Origin of the sequence: Sphingomonas sp. 7/4-4 (assembly GCF_027941955.1) — a bacterium.
GTDB lineage: Bacteria > Pseudomonadota > Alphaproteobacteria > Sphingomonadales > Sphingomonadaceae > Sphingomonas.
Window position 1 is genome coordinate 500,431 of sequence record NZ_CP115960.1, and the last position, 19,907, is coordinate 520,337.

Genomic DNA, 19,907 nt, shown 5'->3' on the forward strand with positions numbered 1-19,907 from the left:
GTTCGATCCATGAATCGCGGTTCGGCTTACGGGCTGGGGGCAGGGCTGCGTCATCGTGCTGAAGTGATGACGTGGAGTGACGATGCGAACCGTAATCCTGGCTGCCTATTCGGCCGCCGCGAGCCAGGGTTCGCTGTCCGTCGCCGCCTGAGCCGGGGCAGTCGCCAGCGTGAGCATGTTGCCCAGCCGCAGACCCAGGGAGATGTCGGGCAGCGGCACGCGGTCGAGCTTCAGGCCCAGCGTCCACGCCGCCTGGCGCGCGAGGAACGGCAGCGGGAAATAGTTTCGGCTGCGCGTCACCTGCACTGCGGCATAGCCGGCGCGGCCGAGCAACGCAGTGATCGTCGCCGGATTGTAGAGCTCGGGATGCTGCAGGCAGAAGGGCGGCCAGCGCGTGCCCATCAGGCGGCGCAGCAGCGACTTCTCGTTATGCGTCACGATCAGCAGCGTGCCGCCCGGGCGCAGCTTGGTGCGGATCTGCGCCAGCATCGCCAGCGGATCGAGCAGGTGATCGAGCACGTGCACCATCACCGCCAATCCCACCGAGCGATCGGGCACGGGCGACAGATCGTCCATGTCGGTAAGCAGGGTCGCCGGCTTGCCCCCTGCCGAGGCGCGGAGCGTATCGTGGATCGCGCGATTGGGCTCGAACAGCCAGAAATGCTCGAAGGCAGCGCGTGCCGCGGCCTCGCGCACGATATAGCCGGCATCCGGCCCTATCTCGAGATAACCGCCGCCGAGAACGGTGTCGGCCACGGCCGCGTCGAAATAGCCTTTCTGGGTAGCGGCGATGGCGTCATTGGAGACGATCTCCATGTTCGGCGCCATGCTCGAATAGAGTTCGCCGAGCCGTTCGCGATCGAAGAATGCGGGGTTGTAGAGCAGTTCGCAGCCAAGGCAGCGATGATACGTGAAGAAGCGCTTCTCGCCGAACAGGCCCGACCAATAGGGACGCAACGCGTCGACGGTCATGGTTTCGGCGCGAACCGGGCTATGCGCTTCCTCGCGCATATGACTGGCGCCGCAGGCGGGGCAGGCGCGCTGGAGGAATTCGCTCATACAAGGCCTCCGGCGGATCGGAAGGTGACGCGGCTGTGCCAGAACCAGCTGCCCAGGATCAGAAGCGCAGTGAAGCCGAGCTGCGCAAGGATCGGGGGCGCGCCGCCGAGCTCGACCAGCAGCGGCAGCGCAGCCCAATTGGCGGCATAGTTGAACAGATAGAAGCTGGAGAAGGTGCCGAACTCGCGCGCGACGTTGCCGCGGGTACGAAACACGCCGATCTTGTAGGTCGCGAAGGCGAAGCACAGGCTGATCGCCTGCGCGACGCCGAGGGCGATCAGATAGTGCGTGTGGAACGCCGGGACGCTCCACAGCAGCAGCGGATAGATCGCCAGCCCGAACGCCGTGTTCGCAGCTCCCGCGAGCATGAAGCGCAGCGGGCGTTCGGCGCGGGGCATCATTCCTCCTCCAGCAATGCGATGCGCATATTCTCGCGCAGCGTCTCACGCGGCAGGAACGGCGAGAGGTCTTCCAGCGGCGGCGAGGTTATGCGGCCGTCGGGGTGCGCCTTGGCGCTGAGCTTGGGGGCGAAGGCGACATGCTCGTCGATCATGATCTCGCAGACCACCGGCCCTTCGGCGGCGAGTGCGTCGGCGATCGCGCCGGGCAGGTCGTTGTGCGATTCCGCGCGGAAATAGCTGAAACCGAACGCCGCCGCGACCTTGGAGAAATCGGGGAAAGTGACGTTGCTCTTGGGCCCGCCGCCGACCTCGACGCCGTTGAAGAAGTTCCGGTGCGTCTGGAAGATCGACACGTAACCGTTGTTGTTGATCAGGAAGATCTTCACCGGCAGGCCGTAGCCGGCGATGGTCTGCATCTCCTGCAGGTTCATCATGATGCTGCCGTCGCCGGCGATCGCGATCACCCGCTGCCTGCCGCCGGTCGCGGCGCAGACGCCGATCGCGGCGGGGAGGTCGTAGCCCATCGTCGCGCAGCCGGAGTTGGTCCACAGCCGCTGCCCGCGCTTGATCTCGGCGACCTGGAAGCTGACCACGCAGGCACTGCCGTTGCCGGTGACCACGACATCGTCCTCGCCGAGCTGCGCGAACAATGCGTCCATCGCGGCATAGGGATGGATCGAGGGACCGTGCTCGCGATATTCGGGCAGCATCGCAGGGAAGCGCCGGACGCGCTCGCGCGACCATTCGAGCCATTCCCGATGCTCCGGCGTCGGCCCCGCATAGGGCGCTTCGATCAGGGCGGGGATCAGGTCGGCGAGGTCCGCCACGACGGGCATGTCGGGCGACACGGTAGGCTTGCGCAGCTCCACCGGATCGATGTCGATCCAGATCTTGAACGCCTCGCGTGCGAAGGTCTTCCAATTGTAGCTGACCTGGCGGATGTTGAGCCGGCTGCCGAGGATCAGCAGCAGGTCGGCGCTTTGCGTCACCATGTTGCCGCCGCGATCGCCGACCGTGCCGGGGCGCCCGGCATAGAGCGGATGCGCGTTCCACAGCACGTCGTGCGCGTTCCAGCCGGTGACCACCGGCACGCCCAGCTTCTCGATCAGGCGGAGGAAATCTGCATGCGCGCCGCTCAATCGCACGCCACTGCCGGCGAAGACAACGGGACGCTCGGCGGTGCGGAGCTTTTCCAGGATGGCGGTGGCCGCGGCCCCCAGATCGGTGACCTTCCACGGCTCGTCGAGCTCGGCGGGGTCGAAGCCCGCGAGCTGATCGGGATCGATCTTGGTGGCCTGCACGTCGAGCGGGATATCGAGCCAGACCGGCCCGGGCCGGCCGGAGGTGGCGAGATACAGCGCCTTCTCAAGATGGTAGCGGATGCTGAGCGGGTCGAGGACCATCGTCACGTACTTGGTGATCGGCCGGACCAGTTCCTCGATATCGAGTTCCTGATCGCCGAACTGGCGCAGCGGCAAGCCCGTGGCGCGAACCGTCGTCTCGGTCTTCACCTGGCCCGAGATCACCAGCATCCCGATCGAGATCGACATAGGCGCCGTAGACGCCGGTGATCGCATTGGTGCCGCCGGGGCCCGACGTGACGTTGACCACGGCGAGGCGGTTGGTCAGCCGGTAATAGGCCTCGGCCGCCATCGACAGCGCCTGCTCGTGATGGGTGAACGTCGTGGTGAGCTTCGGATGCGTCCCGAGCGCGTGGTTGAGGTGCATCGCGCCGCCGCCGGTGAGCATGAAGACATGGTCGATGCCATGCGCGGCGAGCCGATCGGCCACCCAGTCGGCGAGCTTCACTTGAGTCATGGTTTCCATCCGTTGGAGAGCGCGGTGCGGCGGATCGCGTCGTCGAGGCTGGTCGTCGCGGCGACGCCGAGTTCGCTGCGAATGCGCGCGGTCGAGGGTACGTAGCGGCCGGGGTTCCAGCCCGGATCGGGCTTGCCGAGGATCTCGACGCCCGGGCCGCCGAGCAGCGACGCGGTGCGGCGGGCCAGTTCGGCGATCGACACCGCCTCTTCCGAGCCGACGTTGCAGACTGCGCCGGGCTTGCCGGCGATGAGCAGTGTCCACAGCCATGCGGTGAGATCGGCGGCGTAGAGGTACGAGCGCACGGCTTCGCCCGATCCGACGACGCGGATCGTCCGGCCCTGCATCGCGTCGTGGATGAAATTGCCTGCGGCGAAGTGGGTGTCGAGCGAGAGGAGCGGCCCGAGCAATGCGAAGATCCGGGCGTTGACCACATTCAAGCCGAACTGCTTCGCGTAGATCGCGCAGAGCATTTCGGCCGCACGCTTGCCTTCGCCATAGGCCGAGAGCGGGTCGCAGGGATCGGGGCCGCCGCGCCAGTCCTCGGCGACGTGCGTTACGTGCTGTGGCTGTGCGCCATAGACTGCGCCCGAGCTCAGGAAGAAGAAGCGCGCACGGCAGTCCGTCGCCAGATCGAGCGCGCGCCTGGTGCCATGAACGATCGTGTCGAACATCCGGCGCGGGTCGTTGGCGTTGAGCGCGGCGCTCGCGTCGGTCGCGGCATGGATGACATGCGTATAGTCGTTGGCGGGAGCGGCGAAGCTGGTCGTGTCCCCGGCCACGAGGCGGAAGCGCGCAGCGAGATGCGGTACACGTTCGGCAAAGCTGTCGGGATCGCGGCTGAGCAAAGTCACTTCTGCATCGACACCCGAGCGGGCGAGCGCTTCGAGCATCCATCGGCCGATGAAACCGGTGCCCCCGGTCATGAATATCCGCGTCCCGGAAAGCCGGGGCCAGAGCGGTGCGAGCGTGCGGTCGATCGCCGCGAGGTCCTGCTCGAAGATCATGCCGCTGCGAGCCCCAGCGACGGGCGGTGCATGCGGTGTGCACGGACCACCCGGACGATGCTGTCGAGCGCCAGCGCCCAGAGGATCAATGCCACCAGCCCCGGCCGGACGAAATGGCCGATCGCCAGCCCGAAGCTCGGCGTCACCGGCTGGCCGCTCAGCCAGCTGTTGGTGGAGAGTTCGAGCACCGTCGACAGCGGCCAATCGGTGACGAGGCACAACAGATAGGTGCAGACGATCGCAACGATCGGGCCGATGCCTTTCCACGGCTCGAGCAGCACGAGGAAGAGCAGGAAGGTCTGGGTGTATCCGCCCGGCGACTGAGTCACGAGATAGGCGGCGAGCAGGATCGTCGACACGCGGTGGAGGGGTAGGGCCTTGGGCTGGAGCCATGCGCCTGCCAGTGCCAGCAATGCGATCGCCTGGCTGGCGCGGATCACGATGGGGACGAGGAATTCGATTCCCTCGACGGTGCGCGAGGGTACGAACTGGAGTATCGGAATTTGCGAGCCGCGGACCAGCAGCAAGGGTGCGTAGCTGGTCGAATAATGGATCTCGTTCCACACCTGTCCGCTCTGGAAGACGACCCAATTGGCAGTGTTCGCCACCAGCTCGACCGGCGTGCCGGCGCCGACGATCGCCAGCGTGACCAGATAGACGAAGATCGTGGCGATCCCCGCCAGCTCGAGCGCGCGCCAGTCGCGCTTCACGGCGTGGGCGAGCACCGGGAGCAGCAGATAGGGCTTGAAGTTGATCGTCGCCGCTTCGGCCAGCCAGCGCCACGGTCCGCGCGTGACGAGCGGGCCGTGGGCGATGACGAAGCACGCGAAGGCGACCAGGATGAGGTTTCCGCGCTCGAGCGTGAAGAGGAGCGGCAGACCGAGCCCGAAGGCGATCGCGCGCATCGGCGCGGTGCGTGGATCGGCGCGGCGGAAGCTCAGCCAGACCAGTACCACGTCGAGCACGTAGAAAGCGAGGATCGTCGCGGTGCCGAGCCAGTCGCAGTCGCGGGCGTAGAACGGTGACTGGAGATAGCAGCCGGGCAGGCTGAACAGGTCGAGGAAAACGAACGAGAGCGGCGGATAGATGCTCCGCCACACGTCGTAGGCGCCGGGGCGGTTGGCCCAATATGCGGTGTTGAACCAGTCCATGAACGTGTCGTTGGTGTCGAACACGAAGGGCTGCGGCAGATAGCCGGTCGCGCGGAACGCCATGGCGGTAGAGACCATGCTCGCCACCACGGCGAGTGCGAGCAGCAGCTCCGGCAGCAGGCGCAGCCGTCCGTTCACGGCCGCCGGATCAGGGTGCGCGCCGCCGGGCGTGCGCGGTCGGCGGGGAAGTTGACTCGCTCAGCCTCGATCACCAGCGGAACGTTGCGGCTTCGCTCGGCGAGCACGCGGACCTGCTCGCCGATCAGGCCGAGGAACAGCAGCAATATGGCGAACATGGCGAAGCCGGTGGCGAAGCCGAGCAGCGCTAGCCAGGGCCCGTTCAGAAGCCCCGCCACAATTGCGCCGAGCAGTGTCAGCAACGCGATACCGGCGGCAAGGAACGCGAGCAGGATCGGCATCCGCAGCAGCGACTTGGCCGATCCGGCGAGGCCCGACAGCGCGAAGGAAGCCAAAGCGGCGAAGTCGTTCTTGCTGGTACCGGCCGCACGCTCGGGCCGGTCGAACGGCACCACCGCAAGCCGGAAACCGCTTTCGACGAGCATGCCGCGGAAGAAGGGCTCGGGTTCGTTCCACGCTGCCAGCGTATCGACGACCACGCGATCGTACAGGCCGAAGCCGGTCACGCCGGGGATCACCGGATAGTCACCGAACCGGCGCAGGAAGGCGTAGCCCAGCCGGCGCGTGGCGCCGAGCAGTGCCGAGGCGCGCTCCGACCGCCGCTGGCCGAGCACGACCTGCGCGCCGGCGCGCCATTGGCTGACGAATTCGCCGATCATCGCCGGCGGGTCCTGGAAGTCGGCGCACATGCCGATCACCGCCGCGCCCTCGGCCTGGTAGATGCCATAGGTCGGCGAGCGCATCTGGCCGTAATTGCGGTTGTTGAAGATCGCGCGGATGCGCGGGTCCTCGGCGCAAAGCGTGCGCATCAGGTCGCGGGTGCCGTCGGTCGAGTTGTTGTCGATCAGCACTATCTCGTGCGAGCGGACGTGCCGCGCCGCCTCGGCGGTCACCGCGGCGCAGATCGCGCGGACATTCTCCTGCTCGTTGTAGCAGGGGATGACGATCGACAGCTCCGGTTTCATTGCGCGGCCCTGGGACGCAAGCGCAGGTCGATGCCGGTCGCGGGGGCATAGACCTCGGTGAACAATGCGAGGGCGATCAGCAGCGCCAGCAGCGCCACCGCAGGAATGTTGTACTTGCGCTCGGAATCGAGCCGCGGCGCCTCGATCAGCTGGACGTCCGACGCCGTCTCGGCCGCGAGAGTCTCCACCGCGACTTCCTCGGAGGACCGCGCATAGACCTCGTACAGCGCCTGCGCGAAGCGATAGTCGCGATAGAGGTTGAGATACTCGCCCGAAACTTCGGACAGGCCCGCCACATTGGGGCCGGCGACGCCGGCGCTCGGGCTGGCGGTCCGCGCGATCTGGCCGCGCAGCGACGCGACTTCGGACTGCACCGCCTGAAGCTGCGGGTTCTCCTCGCCCTGGAAGCGCAGGAGCGTCTGCAGCTCGACCAATTTGGCCTGCAGCTGCGCCTCCAGCCCCGCGCGCAGCGACAGTGCCGAGCCGAGCTGCGCCTCGGGTTCCGCCAGCCGGTTGCGGCGTCGGAAGGCATTGAGCGCGGCTTCGCTCTTCACGACGCGGTCGGCCGCTTCCTTGAAGCGCTCCTGCACCACTTCGCGCTTGCGCTGGACCCGGTCCCGCCCGAGCGCGATGATCCGGTCGCTGATCGCCTGCACATAGGCCCGCGTCATCGCCTCGGCCTGGCGCGGATCATGGGTACGCACCTCGACTTCGACGATACCGCCGGTCAGCGAGTGGATGTCGGCCTTCTTTGCCAGAGCGACGCGGGCGCGGTCCTGGCTGGCATAGCCGCCCGGACCGACCAGCTCGAGCTTCTGGATGACTGCGTCGGTGACTTCGGTGCCGCGCGCGATCGCGAGGTACATGTCGATCGGCTGCTTGGCACCGCCGAACAACGCCGCGAAGCCCTGAAGCTGCCCACCCAGCGCGTTCATCATCGAGCCCAGCCCGATGCTGTTATTGTCCTGCGGCACCAGCTTGGCGCGGGCGACATAGGGCTGCGGGAAGACGCACAGGACTGCGAGGAGCACCGCCAGCACTGCATAACCGATCCTGCGGCGGCGCGGCTCCTGCACGAATGCGATCGGGTTCAATCTGTCAGCCCCTTGATCGTAGCCGCGCCGACCAGCCCGCCGAACAGGCTGCCGGTGATGTCGCGCAGCCGTGCCCAGAATTCGCCGCGGTTGGCGTCGATCGGCACATAGACGAGGTCACCGGGCAAAGCGGGCGCGCGCAGCACGCGCTTGCCGTCTGCCAGCACGGTGCCGTTGGCGCGCACGACGAAGACTTCGCCCTTGTCGCCCATCTTCTGCACGCCGCCCGCCAGCCGGACGAAATCGCCGATCGTGGCGCCGTCGCGATAGGCGAAGGAGGCGGGCGTCGGCACCGCGCCGAACACGCCGACCGTCACCGGGCGCGGGGGCACGTAGATGGTGTCGTTATTCTCGAGGATCAGGTCTCCCGGAAGCGCGTTTGCAGTCACCGGCAGGTCGAAGACGAGCCGCCCGCTGGGTTTGCGTTCGCGCAGCTGATCGACGATCGAGCGAACCAATGTGAGGTTGGCGGGCTGGACCAGCTGGGCGCGATTGGCCGAAGTCACCGGCTGCGAAGTCAGCAGGAGCTCGACATCCTCGACGGCGCGTTCGAAGCTCTGCTGCTGCTGTGCCTTGACACTCTCGCGGGTGATGACGCTGGCATAGGGAAAGGCCTGTGCGGTCAGCCCGCCGGCCTGCGTCACCACGTCGGCGAGGCGCGTGCCCGGCTTGAAATAATAGCGGCCGGGCTTGGATATCTCGCCGCTGATCGTGACGAGGACCGCCTGTTGCTCGAGCGGCCTGGCGATGCCGACATTGGAGAGCACGCGGACGATGTCGCCGCGGCGCGCTTTCCGGGTCGTCGCTTCGGTCGCGCTCAATTCCTCCCAGCCGGTCTGTCCGCGGCCGAGCGAGTCGAACACCATCAGCCGGCTCGCATCCGCCACCGTGTTGACGCCGCCGGCATAGAGGATCGCGTCATTGAGCGTCTCGCCGGGCGCGAGCTCGAAGATCGCCTCGCGATTTACGCTGCCGATAACGGCAACCTGCTCACCCGCCGGGGCTATGTAGAGCACGTCGCCGTTCTGGAGGACGGAATCGCCGCTGCGATCGCCCTTGAGCAGCAGATCGTAGAGATCGAAATCCGAGACGATCCGGCCGTCGCGGCGCAGCTGGATCGAACGGAAGCTGCCACCCGCGGCCGGACCTCCCGACGCCAGCACGGCGTTGACCAAGGTCGACAGGCTGCCGACCGTGTACGAGCCCGGCGACGCGGCGAAGCCGGTGACATAGACCGTCACGCCGTGCAGGCGCCCGACCGCGACCTCCAGCTGAAAGCCGCGATATTGCCGGGATACCCGGCGCGCGATGACGTCGTGCACGTCGCCATAGCGCACGCCGCCGACGGTGATCGCGCCGATGCGGGGGACGAAGATGCGCCCCTCGCTGTCGATCGTCAGGCGGAGATTGGCGGCTTGCACTGAGCCGGTGAGGCCGAGCAGCAGTTCGTCGCCGGGGTTTAGGCGATAGTCTGGCGGCACGGTCGCGCTCGGCCCGGCAGTGAAGTCGCGCGCGCCGGGCACGAGCAGGTCGGCGCCGAAGCGCCTGAGCGGCGTGCCGGCCGCGGCGGAGACGAAGCTCTCGAATTCGCTGGGCGGTGTCGAGGGGGCAGGCCGGGTCGCATTGTCCTGCGGCCGATCAGTGCCGCCGCGTGGATCGGGCGCGGGGACGTCGATGACGGTCGGTTGATAGGGTGCTGCCTCGGCCTGCGGGACCGCGACCTGCGCCGCGGCGGCGCGGCGGCCGAGCGGGTCCGCTTGCTGCTGCTGTCCCCCGCGACCGGCGAGGCGAGTTGGGCAGTCGCGGGCAAGGGCGCGGCAGCGAGCGCGCAGCCCGCCAAGAGCTTCCATCGGGCAATCATGCGGCGAGACGATCCTCTTCGACCAATCCGGCCGCAGGGTGGAGAAGGGCATTGGCGGCGCGTTCCCACAGCCACGGGCTGGCGGCGGCGAGCACGCCCACGCCTCGGCCGCCGACGCGCCACGGCGAACCATCCCAATGCGTGACGAGCCCGCCCGCCTCGGTCACGAACAGCGCGCCGGCGGCGTGATCCCAGGGAAGGATGCGCTGGAACAAAGCGACGTCGTCCTCGCCGTGCACGAGGCGCGGATAGCTTGCGGCGGCGCAGCGGGGGACGGGGACGACATCCAAGTCCAGATCGGCCCGGGCGTGCACCCGCGCGCGACGATCCGGGGCGAGGAAATGGGTACCGAGCGCAGCGCGCGGACGTGGCGCGCCGCTCGGACGGGCACGGACGACGGCGCCGTCGCAGGTCGCGCCCATGCCGCGCACGGCATGGCACATCCGGCCGCTCAGCGGATCGAGTATCCACCCGGCAACCGTGCTGCCATTCTCGACCAAGGCGACCATCATGCCGAACGGCGCACGGCCGCCGGCGAAATTGGCGGTGCCGTCGAGCGGGTCGATCAACCAGACCAGGCCTTCGCTGACGCCGTCAAGCAGCGCCGGATCTTCCTCGGCTGCTTCCTCGCCGATGATCCGTGCGCCGAGCCCGAGCGCCGCCAGTCCGTCGTGCAGGCGAAGCTCGGCCTCGCGGTCGACCACGGTGACGACTTCGCCTGCGCTCTTGATGGCGATCTCTGCGTCGGCGAGGCCGCGGAAGCGCGGCATCATCACTTCGGCGGCGACCATGCGCATCAGCGCCGAGACCTCTTCGTGGAGCGGCATCGGATCAGGCAGCCGCGCTCGCGAGACGATCGATCGCCGCGGCGGCGCTGCGCTCCTGGATCATCCGGATGCGCGACGAATCCTCGTCGGCGATCGCGCTGTAATGATCGCGCTTGTTCTCCAGCCAGGCGAGCTCGAATGCCACTGCATTGGCGATGCCTGCCTCGAACGACGAAGACGTGGCCGCCGCGCCGTCGAAGATCACTTTCCGGGTCTCGAACCGGTCGAGCCGCACGCTGCGGATCTCGCGCAGGGCAGGGCCCGCCTCGACCGCGACCGAGCCGCCGACCACCAGCGTGAGATCGTGCGTGGCGCAGGCCTGGGCGACCCGGAGCACCGCGTCGGTGATCTGGCGATCGTTGATCGCGTTGCGGGGCAACCCGCGCGAAAGCGTGAAATCGACGCGGCCGAAGACGATACCGTCGAGCTTTTCCTTGGCGATCGGCAGCATCGCGTCGAGATTGCCGAGCGTCGCCTCGGTTTCGAGATTGAACAGGAACTGCGCGCCCTCGGGATTGTCGCCATAGGTCTTGTCCCTGGCCTCGGCGAACTTGGTCAGGGCATAGGGAGTCTCGACCATCGGCGCGATGATGTGATCGACGCCGTAGAGCCTGGACGCGAGCAGATCGGACACCGCTTCGCATCCGCCGATCTTGAGCGCGACTTTCAGGTCGGCGCGATGTGCGAGTTCGAGCAGGCGCAGGAATTCGTCGGGCCGCGTGCCCTCCGCCTCGAACTCCGCCTTGACCGCGACGACGCCGTAGCGATCGCGGCCTTTCCTGAGCATGTCGAGCATGCGGCGTTCCGTGGCATTCATCCCTCGCCTCCCTGGCTGAAAAGCATGTACTGACGGGGAGTGAGACGGACCTTGCGAGGCGTTTCCGCAACGCTTCGGCGCAGGAAGATTTTTTCGATTTCGGCTTACGGGTCGAGCCGGACGGCTACGTCAGAACGATGATGCCCGGCATGTTACCCATTCACCTGTCCATGCTGTTTTGGTCCCCCCGGACCCTGGACTGGTGACGCCGGGCATCACCCTTGAACTTCCCGGCGGCGGCAGCCCGGTCTTTCGGAAGCAAGTCGTCGACACGAAGCCGCCCGCGCCGAAGCCGCGGATCGACACCGAAAGCGATGCCCTGCCGGCGCGCACGGCGCTTCCCCGGCTTTCCTCACGCTTCGGGCGGCGCGGCGATCCGTTCCGCAGGACGGCCGCGATGCATTACGGCGTCGACATGCCGGGCCGCATGGGCACGCCGGTGCTGGCCTCGGCGCCGGGCGTGGTGCGCTTCGCCGGCGCTGCCGGAAGCTATGGCGAAATGGTGGAAATCGATCACGATGGGGCGCTCTCGACGCGCTATGCCCATCTCTCGCGGATTCTCGTGCGCCCCGGCACTCGGGTCGAGCAGGGAGAGCCGGTTGCATTGATGGGGTCGACGGGACGCTCGACCGGCAGCCATCTCCATTTCGAAGTGCGCATCGGCGGCCGCGCGGTCGATCCGCTGCCATATCTGGGCAGCAGCGCGCCCACTCCGTTCAAGGCTTGGATCGGGGCCGACGCGCCCCATATTTCCGCCTTCGCCCGGGCGCGCGCCGACCAACTGCAGGGACGCGCCTTCTGAACAGCCATGGACTCTCGTTTGCACCAGCAGGTCGTTCTTTGCGTTCCGGACGTCCCGGCCCGGGCTTGGCAAACGCCCCGACATGTGGCTTGCCGCGCGCAATGACCCCGGACGACGACATCAGCGGGCTCCAGCGCGTTATCCTCAACGAGCGCAGCCGGCTGCTCCGCTTCCTCGCCGCGCGCGGGATGAGCGACGACGCCGAGGATGCGCTGCATGATCTGTGGCAACGCGTGGCGGCCGCGCCGGCCCAGCCGATCGCTGATCCGCTCTCCTACCTGTTTCGCGCCGCGGAGAATCTCGTCAGGGACCGCCGCCGTTCGTCGGTGAGCCGCGATCGGAGGCATCAGGACTGGCACGAGACGAGCATGCCGAGCGAAGAGGCGCCCACAAGCGAGCGATCGCTCATCGCCCGCGAACGCCTGCGCGAAGTCCATTCGACGCTTGCGGCATTGGGGCCGCGAGTCGAACTCGTGTTCCGGAAATGCCGGCTCGACGGGCTCGGCCAGGCAGCGATCGCGCGTGAGCTGGGAGTCAGTTTGAGCTCGGTCGAGAAGGATCTGCAGAAGGCGTATCGCGCGCTCGCGCAATTGAGGGCGCAATTCGATGCGGAATGATCGCCCCCGCTCCGTCATAGGGACATCATGACGATGAGCGCACAGCATCTGGAACTCGCGGAAGCCGCCCGGCTCTGGGCGATTCGCGTCCAGGATCCGGCGTTCGCCGACTGGGAGGGCTTCACCGAATGGCTGGAGCGCGATCCGGCGCATCTCGGTGCCTATGAGACGGCGCTTGCCGATGGCACCTGGGGAGCCGAGCTGCTCGCGTCGGCGCCCGTCGAAGTGCAGCCGCGGCGGAACTGGTGGCTTCCGGCCGGCGCGGCCGCTGCGGCGGCAGTCGCAGTGGTCGGCGGCTGGGCGGTGCTCGATCGCGATGCGCCGGCGCAGCAGATCGCCACGGCAGCGGGCGAGCATCGCACGATCGATCTGGCCGACGGATCGAAGCTTGCGCTCAACGGCGGCACGCGCGTGATGATCGATCCCGATACGCCGCGGCAAGTGGTGCTCGAGCAGGGCGAGGCCCGGTTCGAAGTTCGGCACGACGCGAGCGATCCGTTCGTCGTCCTGTCGGGCGGGACCCGGCTGGTCGATGCGGGAACGGTCTTCAACGTCGTGCAGGACGGCGATGCGCTGGAAGTTGCCGTGGCGGAAGGCGCGGTGATCTACGAACCCGGCCCGAACGAGGTGCGGCTCGCTCCGGGCGATACGCTCAAGCGGGCGGGCAAGAGCGCCAAACCGGTTATCGGCACGGCAAATCCCCAGGCGATCGGCAGCTGGGCATCGGGCGCGCTGCAATATGACCGGCCGACGCTCGATCAGGTGGCGCGCGACCTGACGCGGAGCATCGGCCGCCCGGTCCGTACCACCGGTGGCACCGAGCGGCTCCGCTTCACCGGAACGCTCCTGCTGGGGGCTCGCCGGAAGAAGTGCTGGCGCGCGCGGGTCCCGCGCTCGAAGTGAAGTTCGTCAAGAATAGGGAAGGATGGACGATGTCCCCGGCCCATGGCCCGCCGCTTTAGTCTCCTTGTTCTTCCCCTGATGGCAACGTCTCCTGCGCTTGCGCAGGAGCGAGCGGCCGAGGTCGCCATCGATACGTCTAGCCTCGACGGCGCCATAAAGCTCCTCAGCCGGCAGACCGGCACCAGCATCGGCTTCCGCGATCCCGGCCTCGCGGGGACGCAGGTGCGCGCGGTGCGGGGGCGATTCACTGCCTCGCAGGCGCTCGAACGCATGCTGACGGGAACGATGATCCGCGCCCGCCGCATCGCGCCGGCGACGTATCTGATCGAGCGTGTGACCCGGCAGCCGGTCGTCGCAAGCCCGCGTCGCCAGCCGCCACCGCGTCCGGCGATCGAGCAGGCGCCGCCGCCCGAGGAAATCGTCGTCACGGCGACCAAGCGGGACATTCCGATCGGCTTCTATCCGGGCGGCGTGCAGATCGTCGAAGGCTCGGAGTTGAGCGCGGCGGAGAGCCTGCGCGGGACCGAGGCGATCGAGGCGCGGATCGCCAGCGTCGCCTCGACGCATCTCGGCCCCGGCCGCAACAAGCTGTTCATTCGCGGCATCGCCGATTCGAGCTTTGTCGGCCCGACCCAGTCGACCGTCGGCCAATATTGGGGAAACAGCCGCATCACCTATAGCGCGCCGGACCCCAATTTGCGGCTCTACGACGTGCGCAGCGTCGAAGTGCTCGAAGGGCCGCAGGGTACGCTTTACGGCGCCGGATCGCTGGGCGGCGTCGTGCGCGTCGTGCCGCGCTCGCCCGACCTTCACACCTTCGAAGGCTCGGCATGGGGCGGGGTGCTCGGGGTCCAGCACGGCAAGCCGGGCGTCGATGGCGGCGCGATCCTCAACATCCCGATCAAGGAAGACGTGATCGGCTTCCGCGCGCTTGCCTTCGGATCGGTCGAGGGCGGCTATATCGACGATGTCCAGCGCGGGCTCGACGACGTCAACCGCGTCCGTACCTTCGGCGGGCGCGCCGCGCTCCGCGTCGATCCGGGCGACGACTGGACGATCGACCTGAACGCAGTCGGGCAGCGCATCGACGGCGACGACAGCCAATATGCCGAACGCAATGTCGGCGAGCTCGACCGGGCGAGCGCGATCGCCCAGCCTTTCCGCAACGATTATTGGCTGGCCGATCTGGTCACGCGGAAGAACTGGGGATCGCTCGAGCTGACCGCATCGCTGGGCTATGCCGGCCAATATGTGTTCGAGCGGTTCGAGGGGCCGATACTCACCGATCCGGACGACCCCGCCGTCGGGCCCACGGTGAGCGCGAGCGTCGCCGCTGCGGCCTACACGCAGGCCAACCGCATCTCGATGGTCACCGGAGAGGTACGCCTGGCCCGTCGTGGGGAGAATGGCACCGGGTGGCTGATCGCCGCGAGCCTGCTGCACAATCGGGCCGAGACCAACCGCCGCATGGAGGCCTTGCCCTTCGGCACGCCGCTAACCGGCGTCAACAACCAGGTCGAAGAGGCGACGCTCTACGGCGAAGGCACCGTCGAGCCGCTCGATCGCTTCACGCTGACATTGGGCGGCAGGCTGACGCATGCCCGGCTGTCGGGCAGCTCGGAGGATGTTGCCGAGGCGCTCGCCTTCCGCGTCGATCCCGGCGCGCGGGCCTCGCGGTCCGAAACGCGCTTCCTCCCTCGCTGGCGGCGGCCTATCGCGCGACCGACAGGTTGACGCTGTTCGGGCGTTACCAGCAGGGGTTCCGGCCCGGCGGCATCGCCGTGCGCCGCGAGTTCATCCAGCGCTTCGCCGGTGATCGGGTTTCCACGATCGAGGGCGGGGCGCGCTATCGCAGCCCCGTGCTCGATCTGTCGGTAAGCGCGTCCGCGACGCGCTGGACCGATATCCAGGCCGATCTGGTCGATGGTTTCGGCTTTCCCACCACCGCCAATGCCGGCGACGGCCGGGTCCTCTCGATCGGTATGGTCTCACGCTGGCGCCCGGTCGCGGGGCTGGAATTCGATGCGGCGCTGTATCTCAACAACAGCAAGGTCACCGAACGGGCGTTCCTGACGCTGCCGTTGGAAGATGCCGTGACGGCGGAGATCGAGCGTCTTCCGAATGTCGCCGACGCGACCGGCAGGATCGGCGTCGCCTATACGCACGCGCTGGGCGACACGCTCGAACTCACTACCAACGGCTATGCGCGCTACGTCGGCAAGTCGACGCTCGGGATCGGGCCGATCCTCGGCCGGCTGCAGGGCGATTATGTCGACACCGGCGTCGAAGTACGCGTCGGCGAGGAGCGCCGGGGCGTGAGCCTGGCGCTCACCAACCTGCTCGATGCGCGGGGCAATCGCTTTGCTTTGGGCTCGCCCTTCCTGATCCGCGATCGCGACCAGACCACGCCGCTCCGGCCCCGGAGCATCCGGCTGGGCTTCGATCTGAGCTTCTAGAGCCCTAGTCCGAACGGCATCGGGGACATCGCCCCACCATTTCCACGATCGGGCGCGTCACGCGAAACCCGGAGCGTTCGGCGGCAGTCTCGATCCTGCGAAACGGCTCCTCGCTCACCACCCGTCCAACCGCACCGCAGACGGTGCAGCTGAGGTATATTTCATTCATGGAGCGGGTGAGCACATAGCCGCGGCTCGTCAGCAGCTTGTGCACGACGCCGCGTTCGACGAGCTTGCACAAGGCACGAAACACGAGGCTGAGCGCAACGGCTTCGCCTTGTTCCCGCAGCATTCCGGTGAGCATCAGGCCAGTCAGCGGGCGATCTCCGCGCTCGAGAAGCGCGAGGATAAGTGCGTCCAGCTCGCCCGCTGCGCGCCGCTTGCTAGCCATGGCGATGCGGCCAATGGCGCCTGCGCAGATTTACGATGTGCGCGCTTGCGAGGCACAGGCTTCCGCCGACCGTCATTGCCGTTTCGATGGGCGTTTCGGCGAATGCCACCGCGCCGGCCAGCATCAGCGCCAGCCCGGTGCCGCCCAGTAACAGCGTTTCGCCCCGGCCATGGCGGCGAAGGCCGGTCACCAATGCGATCGCCGATGTCGGGATCGCGAATGCCAGCATCCACAGATGGAAGCTCTCGGGTATCGCGATTGCCCGCGACAAAGCGGGCAGGGTCGCAAGGAGAAGCGGGAGGCCCGCGCAATGGATCAGGCACAGAAACGAAGCGCCGATCGCGGTTCGATCGAGCCAGGTGATGACGGAAGCACGCGCAACCTGTTCGTGGTGCATGCTCTTCTCCAAACATGAGTGTCGGGCGGCGGCGCTGTCGTCGCGCCGCCTCGGACTACGGCGGCGCCAACCGCATCGCGCCTGAAGCGCGACTGCGGACCGGCACCGCCGCCCCCTTCAGCTTCGCCTAGAAGCCGACGCGCACCGTCGCCCGGAGGTCGCGCCCGCTGAGCGGGGCGAAGTCCTTGAGGAAGCTCGAATGCCGCCGGGCCTCCACATCGAAGATGTTGTTCGCGCTCAGCAACAGCGAGATCTTGTCGTTGCCGGAGAACGGCTTGAACCCGATCGAGGCGTTCACGAGCGTATAGTCGGCCGTAGGAGTCTCGAACGGCGCTATGCGGTTCTGCTCGAAGACATGCTCCGCCTCGGCGCGTGCGGTGACTCGATCGGACTGCGCCTCGATGCCGCCCAGCACGCGGGCCGGCGGAATGCGCGGCACCGGGCCTTCGTCGACGATCGAGGCGTGCACATAATCGCCCAGCGCATCCACGTTGATGGCGTAGCTGCCGATCTGAGCGAGCCGGAATGAGGCGTCGGCCTCGAAGCCGTAATAACGCGCGTCCGCCTGCTGATATTGGAAGCAGGGCAGATCGACTTCGCGACCGCTGGGTGCCGCGACCGCTTCACAGACCGCCGGATCGACCTGGTTTTCCGAGATGTAGTTGGAGAACCAGTTGTAATAAGCCGATGCATCGAAGTTGAAGCGGTCCTGATGGACGTGGAGCGTACCTTCGAGGCCCCAGGATTTCTCGAGCTTGAAGTCTTCGTTGCCGACCTCCCACGATTGGGTGCCGGCGTGGCCGCCGCGCGCGAAGAGCTCCTCGCCCGACGGCGCGCGTTCGGTGCGTGAGGCGTTGAGCCCGATCCGCACGCCGTCCGCCAGTTCGTAGGAGAGCCCGGCCGAACCGGAGACCGCATTGAAATGCCGCGTGCCGGAGAAGAAGCGCGTGTCGCCGAGGAGCGGCGTTGCCGCAAGGTCGGTGGATTCATAGCGCAGGCCGCCCTCGGCCCGAAGCGCGCCGAACTCCAGCTGCTGCAGCGTGAACACGCCCAGCTGGCTGGTGCGGTTTTTGGGTAGGAAGGCCTCGTCGCCTACCACGTTGAAATCGCGGTGGAAATATTGAACGCCCGAAGCGCCGCTCCAATCGCCGCGCTTCGCCTGGACCAGTTCGAGGCGGCTCTCGATGCCCTTGTTGTAGAAGGCAGTGCCGATCTCGCCGTCTTCCTCGAGCTCGAAGTGGCGATAATTGGCATAGCCCGCACGGACGCGGATCTTGTCGAGGAAGCCGCCGCCGGTTTCGACTTCGCCGCGCAGGTCCACCCGATTCTGGATGACGCTCAGCCGCGGCGCTTCCTGCTCCTGTCCGGACTCGGTCGCGTAGCGGATGGGCACGCCGTACAGGCTGTCATAATGGCTGTACGAGATGCCGAGATTGCCCGTGTCGGTGATCAGCGCCGCGCCGACGCCCGCGGTCCAGGTTCGCGCCGCGGTGTTGGGAAGCGTGCCCTTGAGCGCGGCTGAGGCTGCGAAATCCGGATCGTCGGGCGTGGTGGGTCCGGCTGCTGCCGCCAGCGCTGCGGCCCGCGCACTCGGCGACAGGACATAGCCGCCGATATCGAGGTCGTCGCTCTTGAGATACGAGCCGTCGGCGTGGAGCACGATCTTGCCGAGCCCGACATCGCCGGCTGCGCCGACCGAGCGCTCGTTCGCGGCCGAGCCGTAGCTGCCGATCGCGTTGACGCGATAACCGTTCTCGGGAACCGCGCGCGGGATACGGCTGTCGATCACGTTGACTACGCCGCCGACCGCCGAAGAACCGTAGAGCAATGCCGACGGGCCGCGAACGATCTCGACGCGATCGGCAAGCAGCGGATCGATGATCACCGCGTGATCGACCGAGGTGTTCGACACGTCGATCGAGCCGATCCCGTCGGTGAGCACACGGATGCGCTCGCCCTGGAAGCCGCGCAGGATCGGGCGCGACGCACTGGGGCCGAAGGAAGTCGCCGAGACGCCGGGCTGCCGCGCCAGCGTCTCGCCGATGCTCGGCCGCAGATCGCGCGTGAGTTCCTCGCCCGAGACGACCGAGGTGCCCGCGAGCACGTCGCGCTCGCTGGTGGGCAGGATGCCGGTGACGACGATCTCGTCGCCCTTGCTCACCCCTTGTCCTGCCCGTCGGGCGCGGCATCGGCGGGGGTCGCCGGCGAGGCGGGGGAATTGTCGGGATTGGGGGTCCGCGCGGCGGCGGGAAGGGCAAGCGCTAGCGAGGCTGCGCTCAGCAGAAACAGATGACGCATTTGTTCAACTCCAGGAACCTTGTCAGTTTTTTTCGAAAGGAGCCGCATGCGGGCACGCGCAAAGCGATGCGCGCAGCCGTCAGGGCGGTCCTAGGCCTGGATTGGGTGTGGCGGCGCGCGGCTCTGCCAGAGATGCGACCGGCTCGCGCGTTGAAACCGGAGCGGACGGAGTGCCGTGGTGAAGAAGGCGACCGTGGTGGGTATTGCGATAGTGACAGGCGTCGGCAACAGCGCCGGACCTACGCTCGCTACCTCGAGGCAGATCGGACAGGTTTTGGGTGAATCGGGGGCAGGTTCATCGCGTCCGGGCTTGTTCGCAAGGCTGCGTTCGGACTGCGAGGCGTCGAGCCCGACCGAACGGTGCTGATGCGCCTGCGTGAGGACGCTCTGCCAGAGAAGCGCGAGCAGCAATGCGCAAAGCACGACGAGCCGTTTAGCCGGGCGGGGGCCGCCTGCGCGCATGTCCCTTGGCAGCCGACCTGCGGCCGCATGAGCCTTGGCGGTTCGGTTGAGGGAAGGGATGCGGATCAAACGAAACCGGCCTCGGCTTGGGTGCAGTGCGGCGCAGTTGATATGTTGTACTGTCTCATCATGCAAGACAAAATCCGGCCCAGATCCCCTTTGAGAAACGCCGCGGCGCAGCAATCCGAAGGTTCACCGCTCATTGAACAGAGCCATGAGTCCTGCATCGCACCGACGGTCCGCGGATCGTGCTCGATTCCGAACTGCGCGGCGCGCTTGCCGGAGGGCAGGAAGACATGCCGGTCACCCCGCGCGCGGCGGCGGCGTTTCTGGCGCACGCGCTGGTGACGCAGGGCGAGGGGACGCTGCTGAGCCCGCCGGATTCCGAGGTACTGCTGTTCGGGGTGAACATCCGGGTGGGTTGAAAAGCCCCGTCTGTTTCA

General features: G+C 67.4%; 21 protein-coding genes. 6 read left to right on the forward strand and 15 right to left on the reverse strand.

Annotated elements, in window-relative coordinates; all coding sequences use genetic code 11:
- Positions 1-105: 105 nt before the first annotated feature.
- From PIB19_RS02580 to PIB19_RS02630, 11 genes are read right to left on the reverse strand one after another with little or no spacing between them, the layout of a single operon-like run.
- Positions 106-1,059: a class I SAM-dependent methyltransferase gene (locus PIB19_RS02580; protein ID WP_271239554.1), complete on the reverse strand. Its 954-nt coding sequence runs from the start codon at positions 1,057-1,059 to the stop codon at positions 106-108.
- Positions 1,056-1,457, reverse strand: a complete 402-nt coding sequence (locus PIB19_RS02585) for a GtrA family protein (RefSeq protein ID WP_271239555.1) — start codon at positions 1,455-1,457, stop codon at positions 1,056-1,058. Before PIB19_RS02585 ends, PIB19_RS02580 begins: the two co-directional genes overlap by 4 nt.
- Positions 1,457-2,863: a thiamine pyrophosphate-binding protein gene (locus tag PIB19_RS02590; protein WP_336297311.1), complete on the reverse strand. Its 1,407-nt coding sequence runs from the start codon at positions 2,861-2,863 to the stop codon at positions 1,457-1,459. The genes PIB19_RS02585 and PIB19_RS02590 overlap by 1 nt, the downstream gene beginning before the upstream one ends.
- Complete coding sequence (locus tag PIB19_RS22725) at positions 2,826-3,278, reverse strand: thiamine pyrophosphate-binding protein (RefSeq protein WP_336297242.1); 453 nt, start codon at positions 3,276-3,278, stop codon at positions 2,826-2,828. The genes PIB19_RS02590 and PIB19_RS22725 overlap by 38 nt, the downstream gene beginning before the upstream one ends.
- Positions 3,275-4,285 (reverse strand): NAD-dependent epimerase/dehydratase family protein, encoded by a 1,011-nt coding sequence (locus tag PIB19_RS02600; protein ID WP_271239557.1) that lies wholly within the window; start codon positions 4,283-4,285, stop codon positions 3,275-3,277. Before PIB19_RS02600 ends, PIB19_RS22725 begins: the two co-directional genes overlap by 4 nt.
- The gene (locus PIB19_RS02605; RefSeq protein ID WP_271239558.1) at positions 4,282-5,574 is read right to left on the reverse strand and encodes a hypothetical protein; all 1,293 of its coding nucleotides are present in this window, start codon (positions 5,572-5,574) and stop codon (positions 4,282-4,284) included. The genes PIB19_RS02600 and PIB19_RS02605 overlap by 4 nt, the downstream gene beginning before the upstream one ends.
- The gene (locus PIB19_RS02610) at positions 5,571-6,539 is read right to left on the reverse strand and encodes a glycosyltransferase family 2 protein (protein WP_271239559.1); all 969 of its coding nucleotides are present in this window, start codon (positions 6,537-6,539) and stop codon (positions 5,571-5,573) included. The genes PIB19_RS02605 and PIB19_RS02610 overlap by 4 nt, the downstream gene beginning before the upstream one ends.
- Entirely contained in the window at positions 6,536-7,633 is a 1,098-nt protein-coding gene (locus tag PIB19_RS02615; protein WP_271239560.1) for a capsule biosynthesis protein, read from the reverse strand. The genes PIB19_RS02610 and PIB19_RS02615 overlap by 4 nt, the downstream gene beginning before the upstream one ends.
- Positions 7,630-9,546, reverse strand: a complete 1,917-nt coding sequence (locus tag PIB19_RS02620; protein ID WP_271239561.1) for an SLBB domain-containing protein — start codon at positions 9,544-9,546, stop codon at positions 7,630-7,632. Before PIB19_RS02620 ends, PIB19_RS02615 begins: the two co-directional genes overlap by 4 nt.
- Positions 9,491-10,321 (reverse strand): inositol monophosphatase family protein, encoded by an 831-nt coding sequence (locus PIB19_RS02625; protein WP_271239562.1) that lies wholly within the window; start codon positions 10,319-10,321, stop codon positions 9,491-9,493. Before PIB19_RS02625 ends, PIB19_RS02620 begins: the two co-directional genes overlap by 56 nt.
- Before the next feature lie 4 nt (positions 10,322-10,325).
- The gene (locus PIB19_RS02630; protein ID WP_271239563.1) at positions 10,326-11,138 is read right to left on the reverse strand and encodes an aldolase/citrate lyase family protein; all 813 of its coding nucleotides are present in this window, start codon (positions 11,136-11,138) and stop codon (positions 10,326-10,328) included.
- Between the two features lie 202 nt (positions 11,139-11,340).
- On the opposite strand from PIB19_RS02630, the gene PIB19_RS02635 reads away from it, so the two are divergent.
- The 5 genes from PIB19_RS02635 to PIB19_RS02655 all read left to right on the forward strand — a co-directional run bounded on the left by PIB19_RS02635 (position 11,341) and on the right by PIB19_RS02655 (position 15,916).
- On the forward strand, positions 11,341-11,940 hold the full coding sequence (locus tag PIB19_RS02635; protein WP_271239564.1) for a M23 family metallopeptidase: 600 nt from the start codon (positions 11,341-11,343) through the stop codon (positions 11,938-11,940).
- Positions 11,941-12,041: 101 nt separating this feature from the next.
- The gene (locus tag PIB19_RS02640; RefSeq protein WP_271239565.1) at positions 12,042-12,557 is read left to right on the forward strand and encodes an RNA polymerase sigma factor; all 516 of its coding nucleotides are present in this window, start codon (positions 12,042-12,044) and stop codon (positions 12,555-12,557) included.
- A gap of 33 nt (positions 12,558-12,590) precedes the next feature.
- Positions 12,591-13,460 carry a FecR family protein gene (locus PIB19_RS02645; RefSeq protein WP_271239566.1) on the forward strand — a complete coding sequence of 290 codons (870 nt, stop codon included), beginning with the start codon at positions 12,591-12,593 and terminating at the stop codon, positions 13,458-13,460.
- Positions 13,461-13,538: 78 nt separating this feature from the next.
- Entirely contained in the window at positions 13,539-15,194 is a 1,656-nt protein-coding gene (locus tag PIB19_RS02650) for a TonB-dependent receptor (protein WP_271239567.1), read from the forward strand.
- Positions 15,191-15,916: a TonB-dependent receptor gene (locus tag PIB19_RS02655; RefSeq protein ID WP_271239568.1), complete on the forward strand. Its 726-nt coding sequence runs from the start codon at positions 15,191-15,193 to the stop codon at positions 15,914-15,916. The genes PIB19_RS02650 and PIB19_RS02655 overlap by 4 nt, the downstream gene beginning before the upstream one ends.
- A 4-nt stretch (positions 15,917-15,920) precedes the next feature.
- On the opposite strand, the gene PIB19_RS02660 is transcribed toward PIB19_RS02655, so the two are convergent.
- The 4 genes from PIB19_RS02660 to PIB19_RS02675 all read right to left on the reverse strand — a co-directional run bounded on the left by PIB19_RS02660 (position 15,921) and on the right by PIB19_RS02675 (position 19,002).
- Positions 15,921-16,307, reverse strand: a complete 387-nt coding sequence (locus PIB19_RS02660; protein ID WP_271239569.1) for a Fur family transcriptional regulator — start codon at positions 16,305-16,307, stop codon at positions 15,921-15,923.
- Positions 16,300-16,704, reverse strand: a complete 405-nt coding sequence (locus tag PIB19_RS02665; protein ID WP_271239570.1) for a MerC domain-containing protein — start codon at positions 16,702-16,704, stop codon at positions 16,300-16,302. The genes PIB19_RS02660 and PIB19_RS02665 overlap by 8 nt, the downstream gene beginning before the upstream one ends.
- Before the next feature lie 127 nt (positions 16,705-16,831).
- Positions 16,832-18,865 (reverse strand): TonB-dependent receptor, encoded by a 2,034-nt coding sequence (locus PIB19_RS02670; protein ID WP_271239571.1) that lies wholly within the window; start codon positions 18,863-18,865, stop codon positions 16,832-16,834.
- A complete protein-coding gene (locus PIB19_RS02675; protein ID WP_271239572.1) occupies positions 18,862-19,002 on the reverse strand; it encodes a hypothetical protein in 141 nt (46 codons plus the stop codon). The genes PIB19_RS02670 and PIB19_RS02675 overlap by 4 nt, the downstream gene beginning before the upstream one ends.
- Positions 19,003-19,712: 710 nt before the next feature.
- On the opposite strand from PIB19_RS02675, the gene PIB19_RS02680 reads away from it, so the two are divergent.
- Complete coding sequence (locus PIB19_RS02680; RefSeq protein WP_271239573.1) at positions 19,713-19,889, forward strand: hypothetical protein; 177 nt, start codon at positions 19,713-19,715, stop codon at positions 19,887-19,889.
- Positions 19,890-19,907 lie beyond the last annotated feature (18 nt).